Here is a 21600-nt window from a genome sequence, read left to right as displayed (position 1 = left end):
ATGCTGTGGCCAGGGACTCTGATTGGAGCCGGAGTGGGGTACGCGATTGCCAGCATTCCGGGGGCCATGCTTGGGGCGTTGTTGGGGCAGGCGCTGGATCGGCGCCTGCACTTGCAGAGCTGGGGGCACTTACGCGAAAAGCTCGGTGGCCGGCCGATGCTGCGCAACGATGAACTGCTGTTCGTGTTGCTCGGGCGTCTGGCCAAGAGCGACGGGCGCGTCACTGACGGGCATATCCAGCAGGCGCGCAATGAAATGCGCGCGCTGGAAATGAGCGAGCCGGCGACACGGCGGGCAATTGCCGCGTTCAATCGCGGCAAGTCCGGCAGCGACAATCTGCGCGGCTATCTGCGTCGTTTGAGTGCGCAACCGCACGCGGCTGAAGGTGTGTTGCGCGCCTGTTGGCGAATGGTCTGGGCTGATGGTCGCGCCGGGCTCAGCGAACGCGAGTTGCTGGCGCAGTGGGGCAAGTGGCTCGGCTGGACGGCGCAGCAGGTGCAAGCGCTGGCCAGCGATTACGAACCGGGCAAGCGGCCGATCGTCAGTGCGGCGGTGAGTTATCAGGAGGCGATGAAGCTGCTTGGGGTGTCGGCGAGCAGCGAGCCGGCACAGATCAAGCGCGCTTACCGGCGTTTGCTCAGTCGCCATCACCCGGACAAGATCGCCGGCAGCGGCGCGACCCCGGCGCAGGTGCGTGATGCGACCGAGCGGACGCGGGAATTGCATAGCGCCTATACGCTGATTCGCGAGCGGCGGGATTTTCGCTAGAAGTTAGATGGGTGTTGCTTGTGCTTGCCCCTTCGCGAGCAGGCTCGCTCCCACATTGAATTGTGCATAGATCCAATGTGGGAGCGAGCCTGCTCGCGAATTAAGGGCGATTCGGTGTGACAGTCAGTCAACAGCCTGAGGATTCAACCAGCCCCGCACCCGCCGAAACAATTGTTCCTGCTCAGCCTTCTTGTCCGGCAACACCTTCAGCGCCACCTGGCTGAACGCCGAGGTCTTCAGGCGCTTGCTCGCTTGCATGCGCTCCAGCGCTGCGTTGCGATCCAGCGCTCTGTCCATATAGAAAATATCCACCGTCGGCAGCTTCAGTGTCGGCGTCAGTTCGGCGAGTGGCGGCAGGGCTTTGGCTGGTGCTTGCGCGTCAACCATGACCAGTTTTTCCACCTGCGGCGTTTGTCGCTCGCTGAGAAAACGCGCCGCCCAGTAGGCACCGGTGCCGTGACCGAGCACGACAATGCTGCGCGCGCTTTGCTGTTCGGCGTAGGCAATCGCCGCGTCGATCCGTCCGAAAATGCGCTCGGCGTCGGCTTTGGTTTGTTCTTCGCTGGTCTCGGCCACTACCTGTTCGGCGACTTCCGCTTCACCGCCAGCGGCCTGTTCGATCGGTTGTGCGGTGGTGGCGTCTTTGCTTGTGGTTTCCGGGGCTTTCGGCGCGGCGGCCGGTTCGATTACGCGCGGAGCAATGGCGTCGCTTTGCAGATCCGGCAGGGTGATGCTCAGGCTGCTCCACTCGGCATCCGGCAATTTGCCTCGCAACGGGCCGATTGCCTGCGGCCAGTCAGCGGTTTCGCCGGCACCGGGAACGATGATCACCGCGCCTTTGGGTTCGGCGCTGTTGGCCGGTTTCCACAGGGCGAGGAAAGTGTCGCTGCCAGCCTGCAGTTGTTGCTGCTCTTGCGCCGGCAGTTTACGTTGCAGTGCGGCGGCCTCTTCCTGACTACGCTCAAGCAGTGGCTGGCGCTCGGCCGGTTTTTCTTCGGCGGGTTTATCCGTGGCCGCAGGCGCAGGGTCTGCGGCTTCGGCGGAAAACGCACAAGGCAGGATCAGCGACAGGCACAATGCTGGCAGTGCCAGGCGGTAGACAGAGGGCATCGGTTATTCCAGGCCAGAAAGTATCCCGGCAGCCTAATGGGTTGGTCAGAATTTGTCAGTGTATGAGACTTCAATGAAGCGATTTTGCTGCCTGTGGGTTATCGGCTGTTTGTGGTTTCCCTTGATGGGCTGGGCGGCGCCTGCGCCGCCGGGCCATGCCGCGCAATTGTCGCCAGAGCAGCAGCAATGGCTGGCGCAGCACAACGAATTGCGCGTCGGCCTGGTGTTGCAGGCGCCTTACGCGACCTACGATCGGCGCTTGCAGCGATTGTCCGGGGCAAATGTCGAGTTGATGAAGCTGCTCGCCAGAACCTTGGGCGTGGAGCTGAGCTGGCGCAACTTTCAGGATCTCGGGCAGTTGGAAAACGCTTTGCGCGAGGGCGAGATCGACATCGCTCCGGGCCTCAGCCAGACCCCGAGCGCGCTGCGTCTCTGGCAGTTTTCCGACCCGTACATGCGCGTCCCGCAATTGGTGGTCAGCGATCAGAAAAGCAGCGGCGCGGTCGATCTGGAAAAGCTCGACAGCCAGACCCGCGTCGCCGTGCGCATGCCCAGCAGCACCGCCGATTACCTGCGCAGCAATTATCCGCACTTGAATCTGCAAGGCGTGCCGCTGGAGCGTCAGGCCTTGCAACTGCTGTTGAGTCAGCAAGCCTCCTACGCAGTGGTCGACGAAGCGCAGTTGGGGCGTCTGTCGGTGGAGCCGGAGTTTGCCGAACTGGTGGTGGTCGGCGATATCGGCCTGCCGCAGTTGCTGCGCGTGGCCTCGCGGCGCGATTGGCCGGAACTGGCCGGCATCGTCCAGAGCGCCTTGCGCGCAATACCGGCCAAGGATCTGGAACAACTGCACAACCAATGGCTGCAGCCGAAGTACCCACGGCTGACCGAATCGCCGGGGTTCTGGCAGAACCTCAGCCTGTTGTTCGCGGTGATGCTGCTCAGTTGCGCGGCAATCGTGGTCTGGCAGCGGCGCCAACAACACAGCCTCGAACAACGCTTGCTCAGCGCCCGCGAGGACATCGCGTTGCGCGCGGCCAGTGAAGAGGCGCTGCGGCTGACGCAGTTTTCCATCGATCAAAGCACCGTCGGCATCCTCTGGGTCAATTGGGACAGCCATGTGCGCTACGCCAACCGCGCGGCGGAAAACATGCTCGGCTATCCCTCGGGCGGGCTGATCGAACGGCCGCTGATCGATTTCGAGCCCGGCCTGCACATGGATCGCTGGCTCAATCTGTGGAAGCGTGCACGGGCCAGTGAAGAAGGGCCGCTGAGCTTCGAAACCAGCTGCCTGCGCGCCGATGGCAGTGTGCTGCCGGCGGACGTTTCCCTGAGCTTTCTGCGTTTTCGCGACAGTGAATATCTGGTGGTCTACCTCACCGACGTCACCGACCGCCGCCGCGCGCTCGCCGCTTTGCAGGAAAGCGAGGCGCGCCTGCAAGGCATCGCTGCCAACGTCCCGGGTCTGGTGTTTCGGCTGGAGCGGGCACCGGTCACCGGGCAGATCGACTTTGCCTACATCAGTGAGGGCAGCGAAAGTCTGGTCGGCTACGCACCGGCAGCCATCGCCCATCGCGACATGGGCCTGCGCAGCCTGGTGCACCCCGATGACAGGGCCAGTTATCACCGTACCCAGGATCAGGCGCTGGACACTGACAGCGACTGGTCGTGGCAGGGCCGCATCGTCACGCGCCAGGGCGAGCAACGCTGGGCCGAGATCAAGGCGATCACCCGCCAGTTGGAGGACGGCGCCTATGTGTGGGACGGCATCGTCTGGGACATCAGCGAAAGCAAACGCATCGAGCTGGAACTGGCCGCCTCGCGCGAGCAACTGCGCGAATTGTCGGCGCATCTGGAGAGCGTGCGCGAAGAAGAGAAGGCGCGTATCGCCCGGGAAGTCCATGATGAGTTGGGACAGATGCTCACCGTGCTGAAACTGGAGACATCGATGTGCGAATTGGCCTACGCGCAACTCGATCCCGGTCTGAACGAGCGGCTCAACAGCATGAAGCGCCTGATCGCACAGTTATTTCAGCTGGTGCGCGATGTGGCGACCGCGTTGCGTCCGCCGATTCTGGATGCCGGGATTGCCTCGGCGATCGAGTGGCAGGCGCGGCGGTTCGAGGCGCGCACGCAGATACCGTGTCTGGTGCAGGTGCCGGACAACCTGCCGGCGCTCAGCGATGCCAAAGCGGTGGGGCTGTTCCGGATTCTGCAGGAAGCGCTGACCAACGTGATGCGCCATGCTCAGGCGCACACGGTGGAGCTGACGCTGGTGCTTGCGGGCGATGAATTGTGTCTGACCGTCAGCGATGATGGCGTAGGATTTGTCGCCGCCGAGGGTCGGCCGACCTCGTTTGGTCTGGTCGGCATGCGTGAGCGGGTGCTGATCATGGGCGGGCGGCTGGAGCTTGTGAGTGAGCCGGGGGAGGGCACCAGTCTTCAAGTGTGGGTGCCGGTAAGTGAGGTCTGAAGTTTTGTATTGTGAGTGCTGACACCTTCGCGAGCAGGCTCGCTCCCACAGGGACTGGTGTGTACCTGAAATCTGGAGAACAACGTGATCCGTGTATTGGTAGCTGAAGACCACACCATCGTCCGCGAGGGCATCAAGCAATTGATCGGCTTGGCCAAGGATCTGCAAGTGGTGGGGGAGGCGAGCAATGGCGAGCAACTGCTCGAAACCCTGCGCAGCGTACCTTGCGAGGTGGTGCTGCTGGACATCTCCATGCCCGGGGTCAATGGCCTGGAAGCGATCCCGCGCATTCGGGCGCTGAACAATCCGCCAGCAATTCTGGTGCTGTCGATGCACGACGAAGCGCAAATGGCCGCGCGCGCGTTGAAGGTCGGCGCGGCCGGGTATGCGACCAAGGACAGCGATCCGGCGCTGCTGCTCACGGCGATCCGCAAAGTCGCAGCGGGCGGGCGTTACATTGACCCGGAACTGGCCGACCGCATGGTCTTCGAAGTCGGCCTGACCGATACCCGGCCGCTGCATTCGTTGTTGTCAGAACGCGAATTCTCGGTGTTCGAACGCCTGGCCCAAGGTGCGAACGTCAACGACATCGCCCAGCAACTGGCCCTGAGCAGCAAGACCATCAGCACGCACAAGGCGCGGCTGATGCAGAAGCTCAACATCACCTCGCTGGCGGAGCTGGTGAAATATGCGATGGAGCACAAACTCCTCTGACCGTCACCGCCCTCATGTGGGAGTTGGCATATCCATTAGCGACAGACGCTTTTGCCTTTACTAGCGGCTTGCAGCTTGCCCCTTGCCGCTGCGTTTGCCCAAACGCGCCATCCTTGTAGGGCAATCCCTACCCCCAACCTTCCATTGCGCTTAAGCGATTCTCTCCTGCACCCCGATTTGCGTGGCCGCCGCCAGCCACTAGGCTTGATGAACAAGCAGTCATCAACAACAAAGGTGTGGGTATGAGCCAGGTCGATACAAGCGCAGGGACCAGTGATGTGCTGGTCAGCTTTCGTGGTGTGCAGAAGAGCTACGACGGCGAGAACCTGATCGTCAAAGACCTCAACCTGGACATTCGCAAGGGCGAATTTCTTACCCTGCTCGGGCCGTCCGGTTCCGGCAAGACCACCAGCCTGATGATGCTCGCCGGATTCGAAACGCCGACCGCCGGTGAAATCCTTCTGTCCGGGCGTTCGATCAACAACGTACCGCCGCACAAGCGCGATATCGGCATGGTGTTCCAGAACTACGCGTTGTTCCCGCACATGACTGTCGCGGAAAACCTTGCTTTCCCGTTGACCGTGCGCGGCTTGAACAAAAGCGACGTCAGCGAGCGGGTGAAGAAAGTTCTCAGCATGGTTCAGCTCGATGCCTTCGCCTCGCGTTATCCGGCGCAGTTGTCCGGCGGTCAGCAGCAGCGTGTGGCACTGGCCCGCGCGTTGGTGTTCGAGCCGCAACTGGTACTGATGGACGAACCGCTGGGCGCCCTCGACAAACAACTGCGTGAACACATGCAGATGGAGATCAAGCACCTGCACCAGCGCCTCGGCGTGACCGTGGTCTACGTGACCCACGACCAGGGCGAAGCACTGACCATGTCCGACCGCGTCGCGGTGTTCCATCAAGGCGAGATCCAGCAGATTGCGCCGCCGCGCACGCTCTACGAAGAGCCGAAAAACACCTTTGTCGCCAACTTCATTGGCGAGAACAACCGCCTCAACGGTCGCCTGCTCAGCCAGAGCGGCGAGCGCTGCGTGGTCGAGTTGGGTCGTGGCGAAAAGGTCGAGGCACTGGCAGTCAACGTTGGCCAGACCGGCGAGCCGGTGACCCTGTCGATCCGTCCGGAGCGCGTCAGCCTCAACGGTTCGAGCGATCAATGCGTCAACCGCTTCTCAGGGAGGGTGGCGGAATTCATCTATCTGGGCGACCACGTCCGGGTGCGCCTGGAAGTCTGCGGCAAGACCGACTTCTTCGTGAAACAACCGATTGCCGAGCTCGATCCTGCGCTCAGCGTCGGCGACGTGGTACCGCTTGGCTGGCAGGTCGAGCACGTTCGTGCGCTCGATCCGCTTTTAGAGGCGCACTAAGCGCCCCGGCAATACCAACACCAACCCTGCACGTGGAGAGAACAATAAATGTTGAGATCCCTGAAGTTCACCGCCCTGACTCTGGGCCTGATGGGTGCGACCGGCGCAATGGCCGCCGGCCCGGACTTGACCGTGGTGTCGTTTGGCGGGGCGAACAAGGCGGCGCAAGTCAAAGCCTTCTATGCACCGTGGGAAGCGGCGGGTAACGGCAAGATCGTCGCTGGCGAATACAACGGCGAGATGGCCAAGGTCAAAGCCATGGTCGACACCAAGAGCGTGTCGTGGGATCTGGTCGAAGTTGAATCGCCAGAGCTGTCCCGGGGTTGCGACGAAGATATGTTCGAGCAACTCGACCCGGCCCTGTTCGGCAAGACCGAAGACTACGTCAAAGGCGCCATTCAGCCGTGCGGCGTAGGTTTCTTCGTCTGGTCGACCGTACTGGCTTACAACGCTGACAAGCTGAAAACCGCGCCGACCAGTTGGGCGGATTTCTGGGACACCAAGAAATTCCCGGGCAAGCGCGGCCTGCGCAAAGGCGCCAAGTACACCCTCGAATTCGCTTTGATGGCCGACGGTGTGGCGCCGAAAGACGTCTACAAAGAGCTGGCAAGCAAGGGTGGCCAGGATCGCGCGTTCAAGAAACTCGATGAGCTCAAGCCAAGCATTCAGTGGTGGGAAGCCGGTGCACAACCGCCGCAATACCTCGCTTCCGGTGACGTGGTGATGAGCTCGGCGTACAACGGTCGCATTGCGGCGGTGCAGAAAGAATCCAACCTGAAAGTGGTGTGGAACGGCGGCATCTACGACTTCGACGCCTGGGCCATCCCGAAAGGTCTGGATGCCAAACGCGCGGAAGCGGCGAAGAAATTCATCGCCTTCTCGGTGCAGCCGCAGCAGCAAAAGACCTACTCGGAAAACATCGCCTACGGCCCGGCCAACACCCAAGCCGTGCCGCTGCTGGCCAAGGATGTCCTGAAAGACATGCCGACCACCCCGGAAAACATCGCCAACCAGGTGCAGATCGACGTCAGCTTCTGGGCTGACAACGGCGAGCAACTGGAACAGCGTTTCAATTCCTGGGCGGCGAAATAACCACTTATTTACCTGTATGGAGATGGCAAGGGGGCTTTTGTGGTGAGGGGATTTATCCCCGTCGGGTTGCGAAGCAGCCCCAAAGCCATACCCGCTCGGTGGGTCAGATAAACCGCATTCTCAGGTTTTACGACTGCTGCGCAGCCGAACGGGGATAAATCCCCTCGCCACCAGGCTCGCTCCCACAGGTAGCAGTGTTTCAACGCAACAGAGGTGGTTCGCCACCTCTGTAACGATCAAAGATTTGCGGAGTACGTCATGGCCATCGCCGTTCCCCTGAACGAGGGCGCCAGCCCCACTTTGAAGCAGAAGCTCAAGCACGCCGAGCGGGTCAACCGCTGGAAGGCCCAGGCACTGATTGCGCCGCTGGTGCTGTTTCTTGCTGCTGGTGTTTCTGGTGCCGATCGTGGCGCTGCTCTATAAAAGCGTCGGCAACCCGGAAGTGGTTGGCGGCATGCCGCGCACTGTCACTGCCATCGCGAGTTGGGACGGCCGTGGTCTGCCGGCCGAGCCGGTGTACAAGGCGGCCAGCGAAGACCTCGCCGAAGCCCGCAAAAACCAGACGCTGGGCGATCTGTCCAAGCGCTTGAACATGGAGTTGGCCGGCTACCGCAGCCTGCTGACCAAAACCGCCCGCGCGCTGCCGTTCGCCAGCGAACCGGCCTCCTACAAAGAAGCGCTGGAAGCGCTCGACGAACGCTGGGGCGATCCGGCTTATTGGCAAGCGGTGAAACGCAACACCAGCAGCATCACTCCGTATTACCTGCTGGCGGCGGTCGATCACCGTATCGATGACCTTGGCGAACTGGCCCCGGCCACCCCGGATCAGGCTATCTACCTCGACATCTTCGCCCGCACCTTCTGGATGGGCCTGGTCATCACCGCGATCTGCCTGCTGCTCGCCTATCCATTGGCCTACCTGCTGGCGAACCTGCCTTCGCGGCAGAGCAACCTGCTGATGATCCTGGTGCTGCTGCCGTTCTGGACCTCGATTCTGGTGCGGGTCGCCGCGTGGATCGTGCTGCTGCAATCCGGCGGCCTGATCAACAGTGCGCTGCTGGCCATGGGCATCATCGATAAACCGCTGGAACTGGTGTTCAACCGCACCGGCGTGTACATCTCGATGGTGCACATTCTGCTGCCGTTCATGATTCTGCCGATCTACAGCGTGATGAAAGGCATCTCGCCGACCTACATGCGCGCGGCGATTTCCCTCGGCTGTCATCCGTTCGCCAGTTTCTGGCGGGTGTACTTCCCGCAGACCTACGCCGGCGTTGGCGCCGGCTGCCTGTTGGTGTTCATCCTCGCCATCGGCTACTACATCACCCCGGCGCTGCTCGGCAGCCCGAACGACCAAATGGTCAGCTACTTCGTCGCTTTCTACACCAACACCAGCATCAACTGGGGCATGGCCACCGCGCTCGGCGGCTTGCTGTTGCTGGCGACCGTGGTGCTTTATCTGATCTACAGCTGGCTGGTCGGCGCCAGTCGCCTGCGCCTGAGCTAAGGGGAATTTGCGATGCTGAGTCCTTACATGTCGCCCATTGAACGGGTGTGGTTCTACAGCCTGCGGATCCTCTGCGGCCTGATTCTGTTGTTTCTGATCCTGCCGGTGCTGGTGATCATTCCGCTGTCGTTCAACTCGGGGAGTTTCCTGGTCTATCCGCTGCAGGGTTTCTCGCTGCAGTGGTACCACGACTTCTTCGCCTCGGCGGAATGGATGCGTGCACTGAAGAACAGCATCATCGTCGCCCCGGCGGCGACGGTGCTGGCGATGATCTTCGGCACCTTGGCGGCGATCGGCCTGACCCGTGGCGACTTCCCCGGCAAGTCGCTGGTGATGGCGCTGGTGATTTCACCGATGGTGGTGCCGGTGGTGATCATCGGCGTGGCGAGTTATCTGTTCTTCGCGCCACTGGGGCTGGGTAACAGCTTCTTCTCGCTGATCGTCGTGCATGCGGTATTGGGTGTGCCGTTTGTGATCATCACCGTGTCGGCGACGTTGCAGGGCTTCAATCACAATCTGGTGCGTGCTGCTGCGAGTCTCGGTGCATCGCCGCTGACTGCATTCCGCCGGGTGACCTTGCCGCTGATTGCGCCGGGAGTGATTTCCGGGGCGCTGTTTGCCTTTGCGACTTCTTTCGATGAGGTGGTGGTGACGCTGTTTCTCGCCGGGCCTGAGCAGGCGACATTGCCTCGGCAGATGTTCAGCGGGATTCGCGAAAACCTCAGCCCGACGATTGCCGCTGCGGCGACGTTGCTGATTGCCTTCTCCGTCATCCTGCTGCTGACGCTGGAATGGCTGCGCGGGCGTAGCGAGAAACTGCGTACTGCGCAAGTCTGAGATCAAGGTCAAAAGCCACCCCTCACCCCAGCCCTCTCCCCAAGGGAGCGAGGGGGAAGGGAGCAGATCTTCGTGGCTTTCGCGGCCGGAGTTTGACTCGGTAATTCAGGTCGATGTATTTCGAGAGTACAACCCGGTCAGTCCCCTCTCCCTCCGGGAGAGGGTTAGGGTGAGGGGCTCTTGATCTTCCTATCCGATCAACCATTCACACCCTGAATAGCAGACAACCCCAAATCCCCAGCTAATCTTGTGCCCAGCTCCCACATCTATAAGAGGCTGCGCACCATGAGTCTGTCCCAGTTCAAAATCGCTCATAAACTGATCACCGGCGCCGCAGCCATCGAACAACTGGCCGCTGAACTCACCCGTCTGGACATCGACAATCCGCTGATCGTCACCGACGCCGCGCTGGTCAAGTCCGGTACTGTCGAACTGGCGCTGGTGCAACTCGGCGGGCGCGAATACGAGATTTTCGACCGTGTACTGCCCGATCCGGAAATCGCCATCGTCGAAGACTGCATGCGCGCCTATCGCGAAGGCGGCCATGACGGCTTGATCGGCCTCGGTGGCGGCAGCGCCATCGACATCGCCAAGAGTGTCGCTGCATACGCCGGATATCACGGCGCGCTGGAAGATCTGTTCGGCGTCGATCAGGTGCCGCGCAAAGGCCCGCCGCTGATCGCCATCCCCACCACCGCCGGCACTGGTTCCGAAGTCACCAACGTGGCGATCCTCTCCGACAAGGTCGCGCAGTTGAAGAAAGGCATCGTCAGCGACTATCTCCTACCGGATGTGGCGCTGGTCAGCCCGCAGATGACCCTGACCTGTCCGCGCAGCGTCACTGCTGCCAGTGGCGTCGATGCACTGGTGCACGCCATCGAATCCTACCTGTCGGTGAATGCCTCGCCGATCACCGACTCCCTCGCCATTGGCGCGATAAAGCTGATCGCCAACGCCTTGCCCAAGGCCTACGCCAACGGCGCCAACCTGCAAGCGCGCGAAGACATGGCCACCGCCAGCCTCATGGCCGGCATGGCGTTCGGTAACGCCGGGGTCGGTGCGGTGCATGCGTTGGCGTATCCGCTGGGCGGGCGCTTCAACATTGCCCACGGTGTCAGCAACGCCTTGCTGCTGCCCTATGTGATGACCTGGAACAAAATGGCCTGTGTCGAACGCATGCAGGATATTGCCGAAGCCATGGGCGTGAAGACCGCGCATCTGAGCGCCAGCGAAGCCGCGGACAAAGCCGTGCACGCCATGACCGACCTGTGCGCGGCGGTGGAAATCCCTGCCGGACTGCGCAGTTTCGGCGTACCTGAGGAAGCAATTCCGGCGATGGCCGTGGAGGCCGCCGGCATCGAGCGCTTGATGCGCAACAACCCGCGCAAACTCAGCGCCGGCGACATCGAGAAGATCTACCGCGCGGCTTACTGAGGCGCGGGCGCTGAGGGCACATGGCACAACCCAATCATCGCGGTCCCGGTGCGCGCGTGGAAACTTGAGGTATACAATGCGCGCCATCGTGATTTAGCTCAGCACAGGTGCGTCATGCAGCCCTTCGTAATTGCTCCGTCGATCCTCTCCGCCGACTTCGCCCGCCTCGGCGAGGAAGTGGACAACGTTCTCGCCGCCGGCGCCGACTTCGTCCACTTCGATGTCATGGACAACCACTACGTGCCCAACCTGACGATCGGCCCGATGGTCTGCGCGGCGCTGCGCAAGTACGGCGTCACCGCGCCGATCGACGCGCACCTGATGGTCAGCCCGGTGGACCGCATCGTTGGCGACTTCATCGAAGCCGGCGCGACTTACATCACCTTCCACCCGGAAGCCACTTTGCACGTCGATCGCTCGCTGCAACTGATCCGCGAAGGTGGTTGCAAATCCGGTCTGGTGTTCAACCCGGCGACCCCGCTGGACGTGCTCAAGTACGTGATCGACAAGGTCGACATGGTCCTGCTGATGAGCGTCAACCCGGGCTTCGGCGGGCAGAAGTTCATTCCCGGCACCCTCGACAAACTGCGCGAAGCGCGCGCCATCATCGACGCCTCCGGGCGCGACATCCGCCTGGAAATCGACGGCGGCGTCAACGTCAACAATATCCGCGAAATTGCCGCTGCTGGTGCTGACACCTTCGTCGCCGGCTCGGCCATTTTCAACGCGCCGAACTATCAGGAAGTCATCGACAAGATGCGTTCCGAACTGGCACTGGCGCGCCCATGAGCGGTTTTGAGCAGTTGTTCCCGGGGCAGCTGCCACGGTTGGTGATGTTCGATCTGGATGGCACGCTGATCGATTCGGTTCCCGACCTGGCAGCGGCGGTGGACACCATGCTGCTCTCCCTCGGCCGTCCGCCGGCGGGCATCGAAGCAGTGCGCGAATGGGTCGGCAATGGCGCGCCGGTGCTGGTGCGTCGGGCCTTGGCCGGTAGCATCGATCATTCGGCGGTGGATGACGCCGACGCCGAGCGCGCACTGGAGATTTTCATGGAGGCGTACGGCGCCAGCCATGAACTGACCGTGGTCTATCCCGGTGTGCGCGACACGCTCAAGTGGCTGCACAAACAAGGCGTGGCCATGGCGTTGATCACCAACAAGCCGGAGCGCTTCGTCGCGCCGCTGCTCGATCAGATGAAAATCGGCCGCTACTTCAAGTGGATCATCGGCGGCGATACCCTGCCGCAGAAGAAGCCTGACCCGGCGGCGCTGTTTTTCGTGATGAAAATGGCCAACATTCCGGCCTCGCAATCGTTGTTCGTCGGCGACTCGCGCAGTGATGTGCAGGCGGCGAAAGCAGCGGGGGTCAAGTGTGTGGCGCTGAGTTACGGCTACAACCATGGCCGGCCGATTGCCGAGGAGTCCCCGGCACTGGTGATCGACGATTTGCGCAAACTAATTCCCGGTTGCCTGGATCTGGCCGGTGGGATAACGTTGCCCGACGCTGTTCAACCCCCTTCTGGAAACGCCATCGTGGTGGTCACCCGCAAACTCTGGATGAAAGTCATCAAGGCCCTGGCCCGCTGGCGTTGGCGCGCCTGACTGATTCTGGCCGGCCGTGCCGGCGCGTTTGCATACCTGACTGATTGCACCTCACACCACGAGGCACCTTATGAATCGCGAAGAATTCCTGCGTCTGGCCGCTGATGGCTATAACCGCATCCCGTTGGCCTGCGAAACCCTGGCCGACTTCGACACGCCGCTGTCGATCTACCTGAAACTGGCCGACCAGCCCAACTCCTACCTGCTCGAATCGGTGCAGGGCGGCGAGAAATGGGGCCGTTACTCGATCATCGGCCTGCCGTGCCGCACCGTGCTGCGCGTACATGACCATCACGTCAGCATCACCGTTGATGGCGTCGAGACCGAAAGCCATGACGTCGAAGACCCGCTGGCCTTCGTTGAAACCTTCAAAGCGCGCTACAACGTGCCGACCATCGCCGGCCTGCCGCGCTTCAACGGTGGACTGGTCGGTTACTTCGGTTACGACTGTGTGCGCTATGTCGAGAAGCGTCTGGGCAAATGCCCGAACCCGGATCCGCTGGGCGTGCCGGACATTCTGCTGATGGTTTCCGACGCCGTTGTAGTGTTCGACAACCTGGCCGGCAAGATGCATGCGATCGTCCTCGCCGACCCGGCCCAGGCCGATGCCTTCGAGCAAGGTCAGGCGCGTTTGCAGGAACTGCTCGAGCAACTGCGTCAGCCGATCACCCCGCGTCTTGGCCTGGATTTCAGCAAACAGCGATCCGCCGATCCGGTGTTTCGTTCCAGCTTCACTCAGGACGATTACGAAAAAGCCGTCGACACCATCAAGGAATACATCCTTGCCGGCGACTGCATGCAGGTGGTGCCGTCGCAGCGCATGTCGATCGACTTCAAGGCTGCGCCGATCGATCTGTATCGCGCGCTGCGTTGCTTCAACCCGACGCCGTATATGTACTTCTTCAACTTCGGCGATTTCCACGTCGTCGGCAGCTCGCCGGAAGTGCTGGTGCGCGTCGAAGACAACCTGATCACCGTGCGCCCGATCGCCGGCACGCGCCCACGCGGCGCCACCGAAGAAGCCGATGTGGCGCTGGAGCAGGACCTGCTCTCGGATGACAAGGAGATCGCCGAGCACTTGATGCTGATCGATCTGGGCCGCAACGATACCGGGCGCGTTTCGGAAATCGGTTCGGTGAAGCTCACCGAGAAAATGGTCATCGAGCGTTATTCCAACGTGATGCACATCGTCTCCAACGTCACCGGCCAGTTGAAGTCGGGCCTGACCGCGATGGACGCACTGCGAGCAATTCTGCCGGCGGGTACTTTGTCCGGCGCACCGAAGATTCGCGCGATGGAAATCATCGACGAACTCGAGCCGGTCAAGCGTGGCGTGTACGGCGGTGCGGTCGGTTACTTCGCCTGGAACGGCAACATGGACACCGCCATTGCCATTCGTACGGCGGTGATCAAGAACGGTGAATTGCACGTGCAGGCCGGCGGCGGCATCGTCGCCGACTCGGTGCCGGCGCTGGAATGGGAAGAAACCCTGAACAAACGCCGCGCGATGTTCCGCGCCGTGGCCTTGGCTGAGCAAACCCCGGACGCCTGATCCACGCAATTTCCCATGTGGGAGCGAGCCTGCTCGCGAAGAGGTGAGTCAGTCACCGTTGATGCTGACTGACCCAGCGCTTTCGCGAGCAGGCTCGCTCCCACATTGGGTTTTGTGTTGAGGCATAAAAAAGCGGCGCCCTGACAGGCGCCGCTTTTTTGCATCTACGACTCAGAAATCCAGCACAACCCCGACATTCAGGCCCTGCTGCTTGAAGTCATCATCCTTGCGGAACGTATAACCCCCACGCAGCGCCAGATCTGCCGTCAGCTTGTGACTGACGCCCAGGCTCAAGCGGTTCAGGTGACTTGCCGGTGTGTAGCCTTCAAGGGTGAAGTCATTGGCCGGCAGGGTGTTGAGGGCAATGTTGACCTTCTGCACGTCATCTTCGTACTCACGCTCGTGGGCGTATTCGCCGTACACCTGGGTTTGCGCGGTGAAGTTGTACTTGCCCTGGATGCCCAGACCCAGGCGTTTCGAATCGCGGCTCTGGTCATCGAAGGTCAGCGCGGTGGCGCGGTTGCTCTTTTCCGAGTAACCGTCGACATCGACACTGGCGTAATCGGCGCTGACAAACGGCGACAGATGCCATTGGCTGCCCGGTTGCGCAATGTCATAGCCCAGGCGCGTGCTGAACGCCCACAGGCTGCCGTCGGTATCGCCTTTCTCCGCACCCTCGCTGGCGCCGAGGTCGAACTTGCGCTTGAGGTTGTCGTAGTCGAGTTTGCCGCCGGTCAGCGCCGCGTCGGCCCACCAGCGATTCTGCTGGAACTGGGCGAACGCGGTGGCCATGTAGCTGTTGAGTTTGTAGTCGGAATCGTTGTGCCCGGCCTCAAGATTCTGCCGGTACAAACCGGCTGCCACGCCCACGCGCCAAGCCTCATTGAGGCGATAGCTGCCGCCGACGTTGAGGTTGTAACCGCTGCCATCGGCGCTGGCGCCGCTGCTTTGGCTGTCGACATCCAGACGCTGTCCGCCGGCGGAGACAATCGCACGCCATTGGCCGACCGCTTGCCAGTTCTCCCAGTCCGCCTGCCATTGATTGCGCAATTCATCCTGATGCGCGCGCACGGTGCCGTGGGCCATTTCCGGTAGCAGGCTCAGTTCCCATGGCGCAGCCAACAGCGAATAGGCGTAATCGGCGATCAGTTTTTGCCCGGATTCGGTCGGGTGTACGCCATCGTTGTAGATCAGCTTGGTCGGATCCGGCGTGGCGCTGTTGATCCCGTAACGGGCGTTTTCCGTGCAGCTATTGCCACTGAAGCAGGTCGCGGTGAGGTTCTGGTCGGTAGCCAGACCAAAGCGCCCCGGGTCGGCGAAGACTTCCGAGAGCAGCACCGGAATGTTCAGCGGAATGACTTCGGCGTTGATGCCTTGCAGGCGCGTCACCAACTGACTGTTGAACTGGTTGGCGAGGGTGCTGCTGAACGCTTGCAGCGGCGTGCCGTTCAGAGCAGGTGTCAGGCCCACGTCGGGCAGCAGCCAGACCATCACGTATTTGGCGCCGGCGGTCTGCAGGGTTTGCACGCTATCGGCCAGTCGATCGGCTGCGGCGTTGGCCTGGGGCAGGCTGAGAATGCGGCCCTGGAGGAAATCGTTGCCGCCACCGGAAATGTAATACAGCGCATTCGGGTCGGCGCGGAAGCCGTTCGACGGCAGGTAACCGGCGCGGGTGCGCTCGCCGGTGGCCGATTGGGTGGTGATCGAATCGAGAATCTGGTCGGTGCGATAACCACCGACCGCCCAGTTGTTGCCGTCGGGCTGGCCGTTTTCCGCGCGCACTGCGGAGCTGGAAGAGGCTGTCTGGTCGGGCGAAAAGCCCAGGCGGCCGCCGAGCAACTGGGTGGAATTCAATGAAAAAACTTCGCCGCTGCCATCCTGATACACCGGCCCGGTGCGGTTGGTGTAACGCTCGGTGGAGCCCGCCGGGCCACCGGTGTCGGCGAAGGTGCCGGCATCGTTGAGGCTGTCGCCGAAGACGATGAAACTCGAATAAGGATTGGGCGCTGCATTGGCCTGAGCGCAAGCGAGTGCGAGCAAGCAGCTGGCCAGCGGTACAAACAACGTCTGTCTGATCATGAGCAAGTCCGTTTATTTATTGTTGTAGGTGAACGAAACGACAGTACCAAAAACGTTCGGCATTTTGCCATCGGTCGCGAATCCCTCTGCCGTTTTATAACCCGCAGGCCCCGCCATATTGCACGCTCAGCCCAGCTAAGTTACTGTGCCGGAACGTATGAACGAGACCTTCCCCGTGTTGATCACCAGCAAACTCCTGGATCAAGTCATCAAGGCACACGCCCGCTGGCGTTGGCGCGCCTGAATCTTTTCTGCCGGCTCCGCCGGATCTGTATCGCTTTGCCTTCCTTGTCTGTTTGAAATGCCGCTGTGCTGGCGCCCTCTGCGCGTCCGACATCGCGCAGCGCCCTGCGGGCAAGTCATCTGAAGGCTGTCATCAAGTCAGAATTCAAGAGGTTCGAAACGCCATGTTGCTGATGATCGACAACTACGACTCCTTTACCTACAACGTTGTGCAATACCTCGGCGAGCTGGGTGCCGAGGTCAAAGTGGTGCGCAACGACGAACTGACCATCGCCGAAATCGAAGCGCTGAATCCCGAGCGCATCGTGGTTTCCCCGGGACCGTGCACGCCCACCGAGGCGGGCGTTTCCATTGATGCGATCAAGCACTTCGCCGGCAAACTGCCGATCCTCGGCGTCTGCCTCGGCCACCAGTCCATCGGCCAGGCCTTCGGCGGTGATGTGGTGCGTGCCCGCCAAGTCATGCACGGTAAGACTAGCCCGGTATTCCACGAGGACAAGGGCGTGTTTGCCGGCCTCAATCATCCGCTCACCGTTACCCGTTACCACTCGCTGATCGTCAAGCATGACAGCCTGCCCGATTGCCTCGAGCTGACCGCATGGACCCAGCACGATGACGGCTCGGTCGACGAGATCATGGGCCTGCGTCACAAGACCCTGAACATCGAGGGCGTACAGTTCCACCCCGAATCGATCCTCACCGAGCAGGGTCATGAACTGTTTGCCAATTTCCTCAAACAAACCGGCGGCACGCGCTAAGGACTTCCCATGAATATCAAGACAGCCCTCAGCCGTATCGTCGAACACCTCGACCTCAGCACCGATGAAATGCGCGATGTGATGCGCGAGATCATGACCGGCCAGTGCACCGAAGCGCAGATCGGCGCGTTCATGATGGCCATGCGCATGAAAAGCGAGAGCATTGACGAAATCGTCGGCGCCGTGTCGGTGATGCGCGAGCTGGCCGATCAGGTCGAGCTGAAAACCCTCGACGGCGTCGTCGATGTGGTTGGCACCGGCGGTGACGGTGCGAATATCTTCAACGTATCGACCGCGTCTTCCTTTGTTGTCGCAGCCGCCGGTTGCACCGTCGCCAAGCACGGCAACCGCGCGGTGTCCGGCAAGAGCGGCAGTGCCGATCTGCTGGAAGCTGCCGGCATTTATCTGAACCTGACCCCGGTGCAGGTCGCGCGCTGCATCGACAACGTCGGCATCGGTTTCATGTTCGCCCAGACTCACCACAAAGCGATGAAGTACGCCGCCGGCCCGCGCCGCGAACTCGGCCTGCGCACGCTGTTCAACATGCTCGGCCCGCTTACGAATCCGGCCGGTGTGAAACATCAGGTAGTCGGCGTGTTCACTCAGGCGCTGTGCCGGCCATTGGCCGAGGTCTTGCAGCGACTGGGCAGCAAACACGTGCTGGTCGTGCATTCGAAGGACGGTCTGGATGAATTCAGCCTCGCCGCGCCGACCTTTGTCGCTGAATTGAAAAACAACGAAATCACTGAGTATTGGGTCGAACCGGAAGACCTCGGCATGAAGAGCCAGAGCCTGCACGGTCTGTCGGTCGAAGGCCCGGAAGCATCGCTGGCGCTGATCCGCGATGCCCTCGGCAAGCGCAAAACCGAAAACGGCCAGAAAGCTGCCGAGATGATTGTGCTCAATGCCGGTGCGGCGCTGTATGCCGCCGACCTCGCAAGCAGTCTGAAACAAGGTGTGGAGCTGGCGCACGACGCGCTGCACACCGGCCTCGCTCGGGAAAAACTCGAGGAGCTGGGTGCCTTTACCGCGGTATTCAAAGTGGAGAATGAAGGATGAGTGTACCGACGGTTCTGGAAAACATTCTGGCGCGCAAGGTTGAGGAAGTCGCCGAGCGCAGCGCTCGGGTCAGCCTGAGCGAGCTGGAAAGTCTGGCCAAGGCGGCCGATGCACCCCGTGGTTTTGCCCAGGCTTTGCTGGCGCAAGCGAAGAAGAAACAACCGGCCGTGATTGCCGAAATCAAGAAGGCTTCGCCAAGCAAAGGCGTGATCCGCGAAGACTTCGTCCCGGCAGACATTGCCAAGAGCTACGAAAAGGGTGGGGCCACCTGTCTGTCGGTGCTGACCGATATCGACTACTTCCAGGGCGCCGATGCCTACCTGCAACAGGCGCGCGCCGCCTGCAAATTGCCGGTGATCCGCAAGGATTTCATGATCGATCCGTACCAGATTGTTGAAGCCCGTGCGCTTGGCGCCGATTGCGTGTTGTTGATCGTCTCCGCTCTGGACGACGTGAAAATGGCTGAGCTGGCCTCCGTGGCCAAAGGGGTCGGTCTCGACGTCTTGGTGGAAGTGCACGACGGTGACGAACTGGAGCGCGCGCTGAAGACCCTCGACACGCCGCTGGTCGGGGTCAACAACCGCAACCTGCACACATTCGACGTCAGCCTGGAGACCACCCTCGACCTGCTGCCGCGCATCCCGCGCGATCGCCTGGTGATCACCGAAAGCGGCATCCTCAATCGTGCCGACGTCGAGCTGATGGAAATCAGCGACGTGTACTCGTTCCTGGTCGGCGAAGCGTTCATGCGCGCGGAAAATCCGGGCATTGAATTGCAGCGCCTGTTCTTTCCGGAGCGTGGTGTGCCGATCAGTGGTTCGACCCTCGACTGACCGAGTCGACCTCATTCGCGAGCAGGCTCGGTCCCACATTTGGAATGCATTTCCCCCTGTGGGAGCGAGCCTGCTCGCGAAGGGGCGCTAAATTCCGCTAAAGAGATTCAATCTGCCGGAGCTCACCATGTCGCTGCCAACCCCGCTGACCATCGAATCCGGCCTGCAAGCCGAACAGGACTTGCTGGCCTCGGTCTGCGCCGGCGACGCCGAATTTGGCCTGCTGTTCTGGCAACCCACCGACCGCGCCCTGGTCATGCCGCGCCGCCTCAACCGTCTCGCGCTATTCGACCACGCCTGCGAAGTCTCCGCTGCCGCTGGCTGGCCCGTGCTGTTGCGCGAGACCGGCGGTGAGCCCGTCCCGCAATCCGCTGCGACCGTCAACATTGCCTTGGTATATGCCCCGCCTCGCAGCGAAGGCGATCTGAACCGCATCGAAACCGGCTACCGCCGGCTGTGCGATCCGATCTGTCAGTTGCTGGATGAGTTGGGTGGCACCTCGTCGGTCGGGGAAATCGACGGCGCATTCTGCGACGGCCGTTTCAACGTCAATCTCGACGGTCGCAAGATGGTCGGCACCGCCCAGCGCTGGCGCCAGAGTCAGGGCGGCCAGCGTCCGGTTGGCCTGGTGCATGGTGCGATGCTGATGGATGACGAGCGCGAAGCGATGGTTGCTGCGGTCAATCGCTTCAATGAAGCCTGCGGCCTGGAGCAGCGGGTGAGGGCGCAAAGCCACATTGCCCTGTATGAGAAATTCAACGCGCCACAGGCATTGGCGCGTCTCGATGAATTGTTTCGTTTGATGCTGGCGCAGATTTACGTCTAGCGCGTGCCGAAGACCACCATGGTCTTGCCTTTCACATCGACCAGGTTGCGTTCTTCCAGATCCTTGAGCACGCGGCCGACCATCTCTCGAGAACAGCCGACGATACGACCGATCTCCTGGCGGGTGACCTTGATCTGCATGCCGTCCGGGTGAGTCATGGCGTCCGGTTGTTTGCACAACTCCAGCAGGCAGCGGGCGACTCGGCCAGTGACATCGAAAAACGCCAGGTCGCCGACTTTGCGCGTGGTGTTACGCAGGCGTTGTGCGATTTGTCCGCTGAGGGCGTAAAGAATGTCTGGATCCTGCTGCGACAGTTCGCGGAACTTGGCGTAGCTGATTTCGGCGGTTTCGCATTCAACTTTGGCACGCACCCAGGCGCTGCGTTCCTGCTCCTGACCTGCCTGCTCGAACAGACCCAGTTCGCCGAAGAAATCCCCGGCGTTCAGGTAAGCGATGATCATCTCGCGACCATCGTCGTCTTCGATGAGGATGGTGACCGAGCCTTTGATGATGAAAAACAGCGTGTCCGAGCGATCCCCGGCGCAGATGATATTGCTCTTGGCCGCATGACGCCGGCGCTGGCAATGCATCAACAGCTTGTCGATGTTCTTGATTTTGGGTGTGGGGGTAATAGCAACCATGGTTGTATCCCGAAAAGACTGCACGGTGATGTTTGAGTTTTTATGAGGCGCTGAAGGCGGTCGCTACAGGGCTGACGAATTGGCGCCAGCGAATTGGCGCCAGCTTACCAGACACTTCGTCGAAAATTCGAGAAATTACCTACAGCCAGAAAGCATCCGTCCTAGGACGTCGTTCCTGTCGGGACAAAGTGCTGTGCTAAGCTGGCGACCCTTTTTTTACAGTGGAGTCTGGGCGATGAAGGCACGCATCCAATGGGCTGGCGAAGCCATGTTCCTCGGCGAATCCGGCAGCGGTCATGTCGTGGTAATGGACGGCCCGCCAGATGCCGGTGGCCGTAACCTCGGGGTTCGCCCGATGGAAATGCTCTTGCTGGGTGTCGGCGGTTGCAGCAACTTCGACGTGGTCAGCATCCTGAAGAAGTCGCGCCAGGCCGTTGAAAGCTGTGAAGCCTTCCTTGATGCCGAGCGTGCGACTGAAGATCCCAAGGTGTTTACCAAGATCCACATGCACTTCGTGGTCAAGGGCCGGGGCCTGAAGGAAGCTCAGGTCAAGCGCGCCATCGAGCTGTCGGCCGAGAAGTATTGCTCGGCGTCGATCATGCTCGGCGCGGCTGGCGTGGCAATCACTCACGATTATGAAATCGTCGAACTCGGCTGAACCGACATTCAACTATCATAAAAGCAGTGCAGACTCTGGCGATCCCCC

18 protein-coding genes and 1 pseudogene are annotated in these 21600 nt (G+C 61.3%); 16 read left to right on the top strand and 3 right to left on the bottom strand.

Features of this window, described 5'->3' with window-relative positions:
- Positions 1–768: a TerB family tellurite resistance protein gene (locus tag ACZ9BE_RS21800; RefSeq protein WP_460142412.1), complete on the top strand. Its 768-nt coding sequence runs from the start codon at positions 1–3 to the stop codon at positions 766–768.
- Positions 769–891: 123 nt separating this feature from the next.
- Here the strand turns inward: ACZ9BE_RS21800 and ACZ9BE_RS21795 are convergent, their stop codons facing one another.
- Positions 892–1878, bottom strand: coding sequence for an alpha/beta hydrolase family protein (locus ACZ9BE_RS21795; protein WP_476249926.1), 987 nt, complete (start codon positions 1876–1878; stop codon positions 892–894).
- 73 nt (positions 1879–1951) lie between these two features.
- Here ACZ9BE_RS21795 and ACZ9BE_RS21790 point away from each other — a divergent pair, with 73 nt between their 5' ends.
- The 10 genes and pseudogenes from ACZ9BE_RS21790 (at position 1952) to trpE (ending at position 14455) form a co-directional block, all read left to right on the top strand.
- Positions 1952–4348, top strand: a complete 2397-nt coding sequence (locus ACZ9BE_RS21790) for a PAS domain-containing sensor histidine kinase (protein WP_476249925.1) — start codon at positions 1952–1954, stop codon at positions 4346–4348.
- 84 nt (positions 4349–4432) lie between these two features.
- On the top strand, positions 4433–5062 hold the full coding sequence (locus ACZ9BE_RS21785; RefSeq protein ID WP_003228820.1) for a response regulator: 630 nt from the start codon (positions 4433–4435) through the stop codon (positions 5060–5062).
- A gap of 242 nt (positions 5063–5304) precedes the next feature.
- The gene (locus ACZ9BE_RS21780; RefSeq protein ID WP_041476689.1) at positions 5305–6429 is read left to right on the top strand and encodes an ABC transporter ATP-binding protein; all 1125 of its coding nucleotides are present in this window, start codon (positions 5305–5307) and stop codon (positions 6427–6429) included.
- A gap of 48 nt (positions 6430–6477) precedes the next feature.
- Positions 6478–7521 (top strand): ABC transporter substrate-binding protein, encoded by a 1044-nt coding sequence (locus ACZ9BE_RS21775; RefSeq protein ID WP_016772907.1) that lies wholly within the window; start codon positions 6478–6480, stop codon positions 7519–7521.
- 258 nt (positions 7522–7779) lie between these two features.
- A pseudogene (locus ACZ9BE_RS21770) lies at positions 7780–9028 on the top strand (ABC transporter permease).
- A gap of 12 nt (positions 9029–9040) precedes the next feature.
- The gene (locus tag ACZ9BE_RS21765) at positions 9041–9865 is read left to right on the top strand and encodes an ABC transporter permease (RefSeq protein ID WP_016772909.1); all 825 of its coding nucleotides are present in this window, start codon (positions 9041–9043) and stop codon (positions 9863–9865) included.
- Positions 9866–10150: 285 nt separating this feature from the next.
- A complete protein-coding gene (locus tag ACZ9BE_RS21760) occupies positions 10151–11299 on the top strand; it encodes an iron-containing alcohol dehydrogenase (RefSeq protein WP_476249924.1) in 1149 nt (382 codons plus the stop codon).
- 114 nt (positions 11300–11413) lie between these two features.
- Entirely contained in the window at positions 11414–12088 is a 675-nt protein-coding gene (gene rpe / locus ACZ9BE_RS21755) for a ribulose-phosphate 3-epimerase (protein ID WP_007918813.1), read from the top strand.
- Positions 12085–12903, top strand: coding sequence for a phosphoglycolate phosphatase (locus ACZ9BE_RS21750; protein WP_024014534.1), 819 nt, complete (start codon positions 12085–12087; stop codon positions 12901–12903). Before rpe ends, ACZ9BE_RS21750 begins: the two co-directional genes overlap by 4 nt.
- 70 nt (positions 12904–12973) lie before the next feature.
- On the top strand, positions 12974–14455 hold the full coding sequence (gene trpE / locus ACZ9BE_RS21745) for an anthranilate synthase component I (RefSeq protein WP_252886883.1): 1482 nt from the start codon (positions 12974–12976) through the stop codon (positions 14453–14455).
- Between the two features lie 171 nt (positions 14456–14626).
- Here the strand turns inward: trpE and estP are convergent, their stop codons facing one another.
- Entirely contained in the window at positions 14627–16534 is a 1908-nt protein-coding gene (gene estP, locus ACZ9BE_RS21740) for an esterase EstP (protein ID WP_130887888.1), read from the bottom strand.
- 407 nt (positions 16535–16941) lie between these two features.
- On the opposite strand from estP, the gene ACZ9BE_RS21735 reads away from it, so the two are divergent.
- From ACZ9BE_RS21735 to ACZ9BE_RS21720, 4 genes are all read left to right on the top strand, one after another.
- Complete coding sequence (locus tag ACZ9BE_RS21735; protein ID WP_041476683.1) at positions 16942–17535, top strand: aminodeoxychorismate/anthranilate synthase component II; 594 nt, start codon at positions 16942–16944, stop codon at positions 17533–17535.
- A 9-nt stretch (positions 17536–17544) separates the two neighbouring features.
- Entirely contained in the window at positions 17545–18594 is a 1050-nt protein-coding gene (trpD, locus tag ACZ9BE_RS21730; protein ID WP_041476682.1) for an anthranilate phosphoribosyltransferase, read from the top strand.
- A complete protein-coding gene (gene trpC, locus ACZ9BE_RS21725) occupies positions 18591–19427 on the top strand; it encodes an indole-3-glycerol phosphate synthase TrpC (RefSeq protein ID WP_056786700.1) in 837 nt (278 codons plus the stop codon). The genes trpD and trpC overlap by 4 nt, the downstream gene beginning before the upstream one ends.
- A gap of 127 nt (positions 19428–19554) precedes the next feature.
- Positions 19555–20253, top strand: a complete 699-nt coding sequence (locus ACZ9BE_RS21720) for a lipoate--protein ligase family protein (RefSeq protein ID WP_476249923.1) — start codon at positions 19555–19557, stop codon at positions 20251–20253.
- Here the strand turns inward: ACZ9BE_RS21720 and crp are convergent.
- Positions 20250–20894 carry a cAMP-activated global transcriptional regulator CRP gene (crp, locus tag ACZ9BE_RS21715; protein ID WP_041476679.1) on the bottom strand — a complete coding sequence of 215 codons (645 nt, stop codon included), beginning with the start codon at positions 20892–20894 and terminating at the stop codon, positions 20250–20252. The genes ACZ9BE_RS21720 and crp overlap by 4 nt on opposite strands.
- 235 nt (positions 20895–21129) lie before the next feature.
- Here crp and ACZ9BE_RS21710 point away from each other — a divergent pair, with 235 nt between their 5' ends.
- On the top strand, positions 21130–21552 hold the full coding sequence (locus tag ACZ9BE_RS21710; protein WP_016772921.1) for an OsmC family protein: 423 nt from the start codon (positions 21130–21132) through the stop codon (positions 21550–21552).
- Positions 21553–21600: the final 48 nt, after the last annotated feature.

This window comes from Pseudomonas sp. TE9122, assembly GCF_056278925.1.
Note: the sequence above shows the minus strand (reverse complement) of the source record. Positions and strands in the feature narration are given on the sequence as shown.

Bases quoted from the DNA above. Each gene is read 5' to 3' on its own strand.
- ACZ9BE_RS21795 (WP_476249926.1), bottom strand. From the start codon at position 1,878: ATGCCCTCTGTCTACCGCCTGGCACTGCCAGCATTGTGCCTGTCGCTG.
- trpE (WP_252886883.1), top strand. From the start codon at position 12,974: ATGAATCGCGAAGAATTCCTGCGTCTGGCCGCTGATGGCTATAACCGC.
- ACZ9BE_RS21775 (WP_016772907.1), top strand. From the start codon at position 6,478: ATGTTGAGATCCCTGAAGTTCACCGCCCTGACTCTGGGCCTGATGGGT.
- ACZ9BE_RS21710 (WP_016772921.1), top strand. From the start codon at position 21,130: ATGAAGGCACGCATCCAATGGGCTGGCGAAGCCATGTTCCTCGGCGAA.
- ACZ9BE_RS21760 (WP_476249924.1), top strand. From the start codon at position 10,151: ATGAGTCTGTCCCAGTTCAAAATCGCTCATAAACTGATCACCGGCGCC.
- ACZ9BE_RS21750 (WP_024014534.1), top strand. From the start codon at position 12,085: ATGAGCGGTTTTGAGCAGTTGTTCCCGGGGCAGCTGCCACGGTTGGTG.
- trpD (WP_041476682.1), top strand. From the start codon at position 17,545: ATGAATATCAAGACAGCCCTCAGCCGTATCGTCGAACACCTCGACCTC.
- ACZ9BE_RS21800 (WP_460142412.1), top strand. From the start codon at position 1: ATGCTGTGGCCAGGGACTCTGATTGGAGCCGGAGTGGGGTACGCGATT.
- rpe (WP_007918813.1), top strand. From the start codon at position 11,414: ATGCAGCCCTTCGTAATTGCTCCGTCGATCCTCTCCGCCGACTTCGCC.
- ACZ9BE_RS21765 (WP_016772909.1), top strand. From the start codon at position 9,041: ATGCTGAGTCCTTACATGTCGCCCATTGAACGGGTGTGGTTCTACAGC.
- ACZ9BE_RS21735 (WP_041476683.1), top strand. From the start codon at position 16,942: ATGTTGCTGATGATCGACAACTACGACTCCTTTACCTACAACGTTGTG.
- crp (WP_041476679.1), bottom strand. From the start codon at position 20,894: ATGGTTGCTATTACCCCCACACCCAAAATCAAGAACATCGACAAGCTG.
- ACZ9BE_RS21790 (WP_476249925.1), top strand. From the start codon at position 1,952: ATGAAGCGATTTTGCTGCCTGTGGGTTATCGGCTGTTTGTGGTTTCCC.
- ACZ9BE_RS21780 (WP_041476689.1), top strand. From the start codon at position 5,305: ATGAGCCAGGTCGATACAAGCGCAGGGACCAGTGATGTGCTGGTCAGC.
- trpC (WP_056786700.1), top strand. From the start codon at position 18,591: ATGAGTGTACCGACGGTTCTGGAAAACATTCTGGCGCGCAAGGTTGAG.
- ACZ9BE_RS21720 (WP_476249923.1), top strand. From the start codon at position 19,555: ATGTCGCTGCCAACCCCGCTGACCATCGAATCCGGCCTGCAAGCCGAA.
- estP (WP_130887888.1), bottom strand. From the start codon at position 16,534: ATGATCAGACAGACGTTGTTTGTACCGCTGGCCAGCTGCTTGCTCGCA.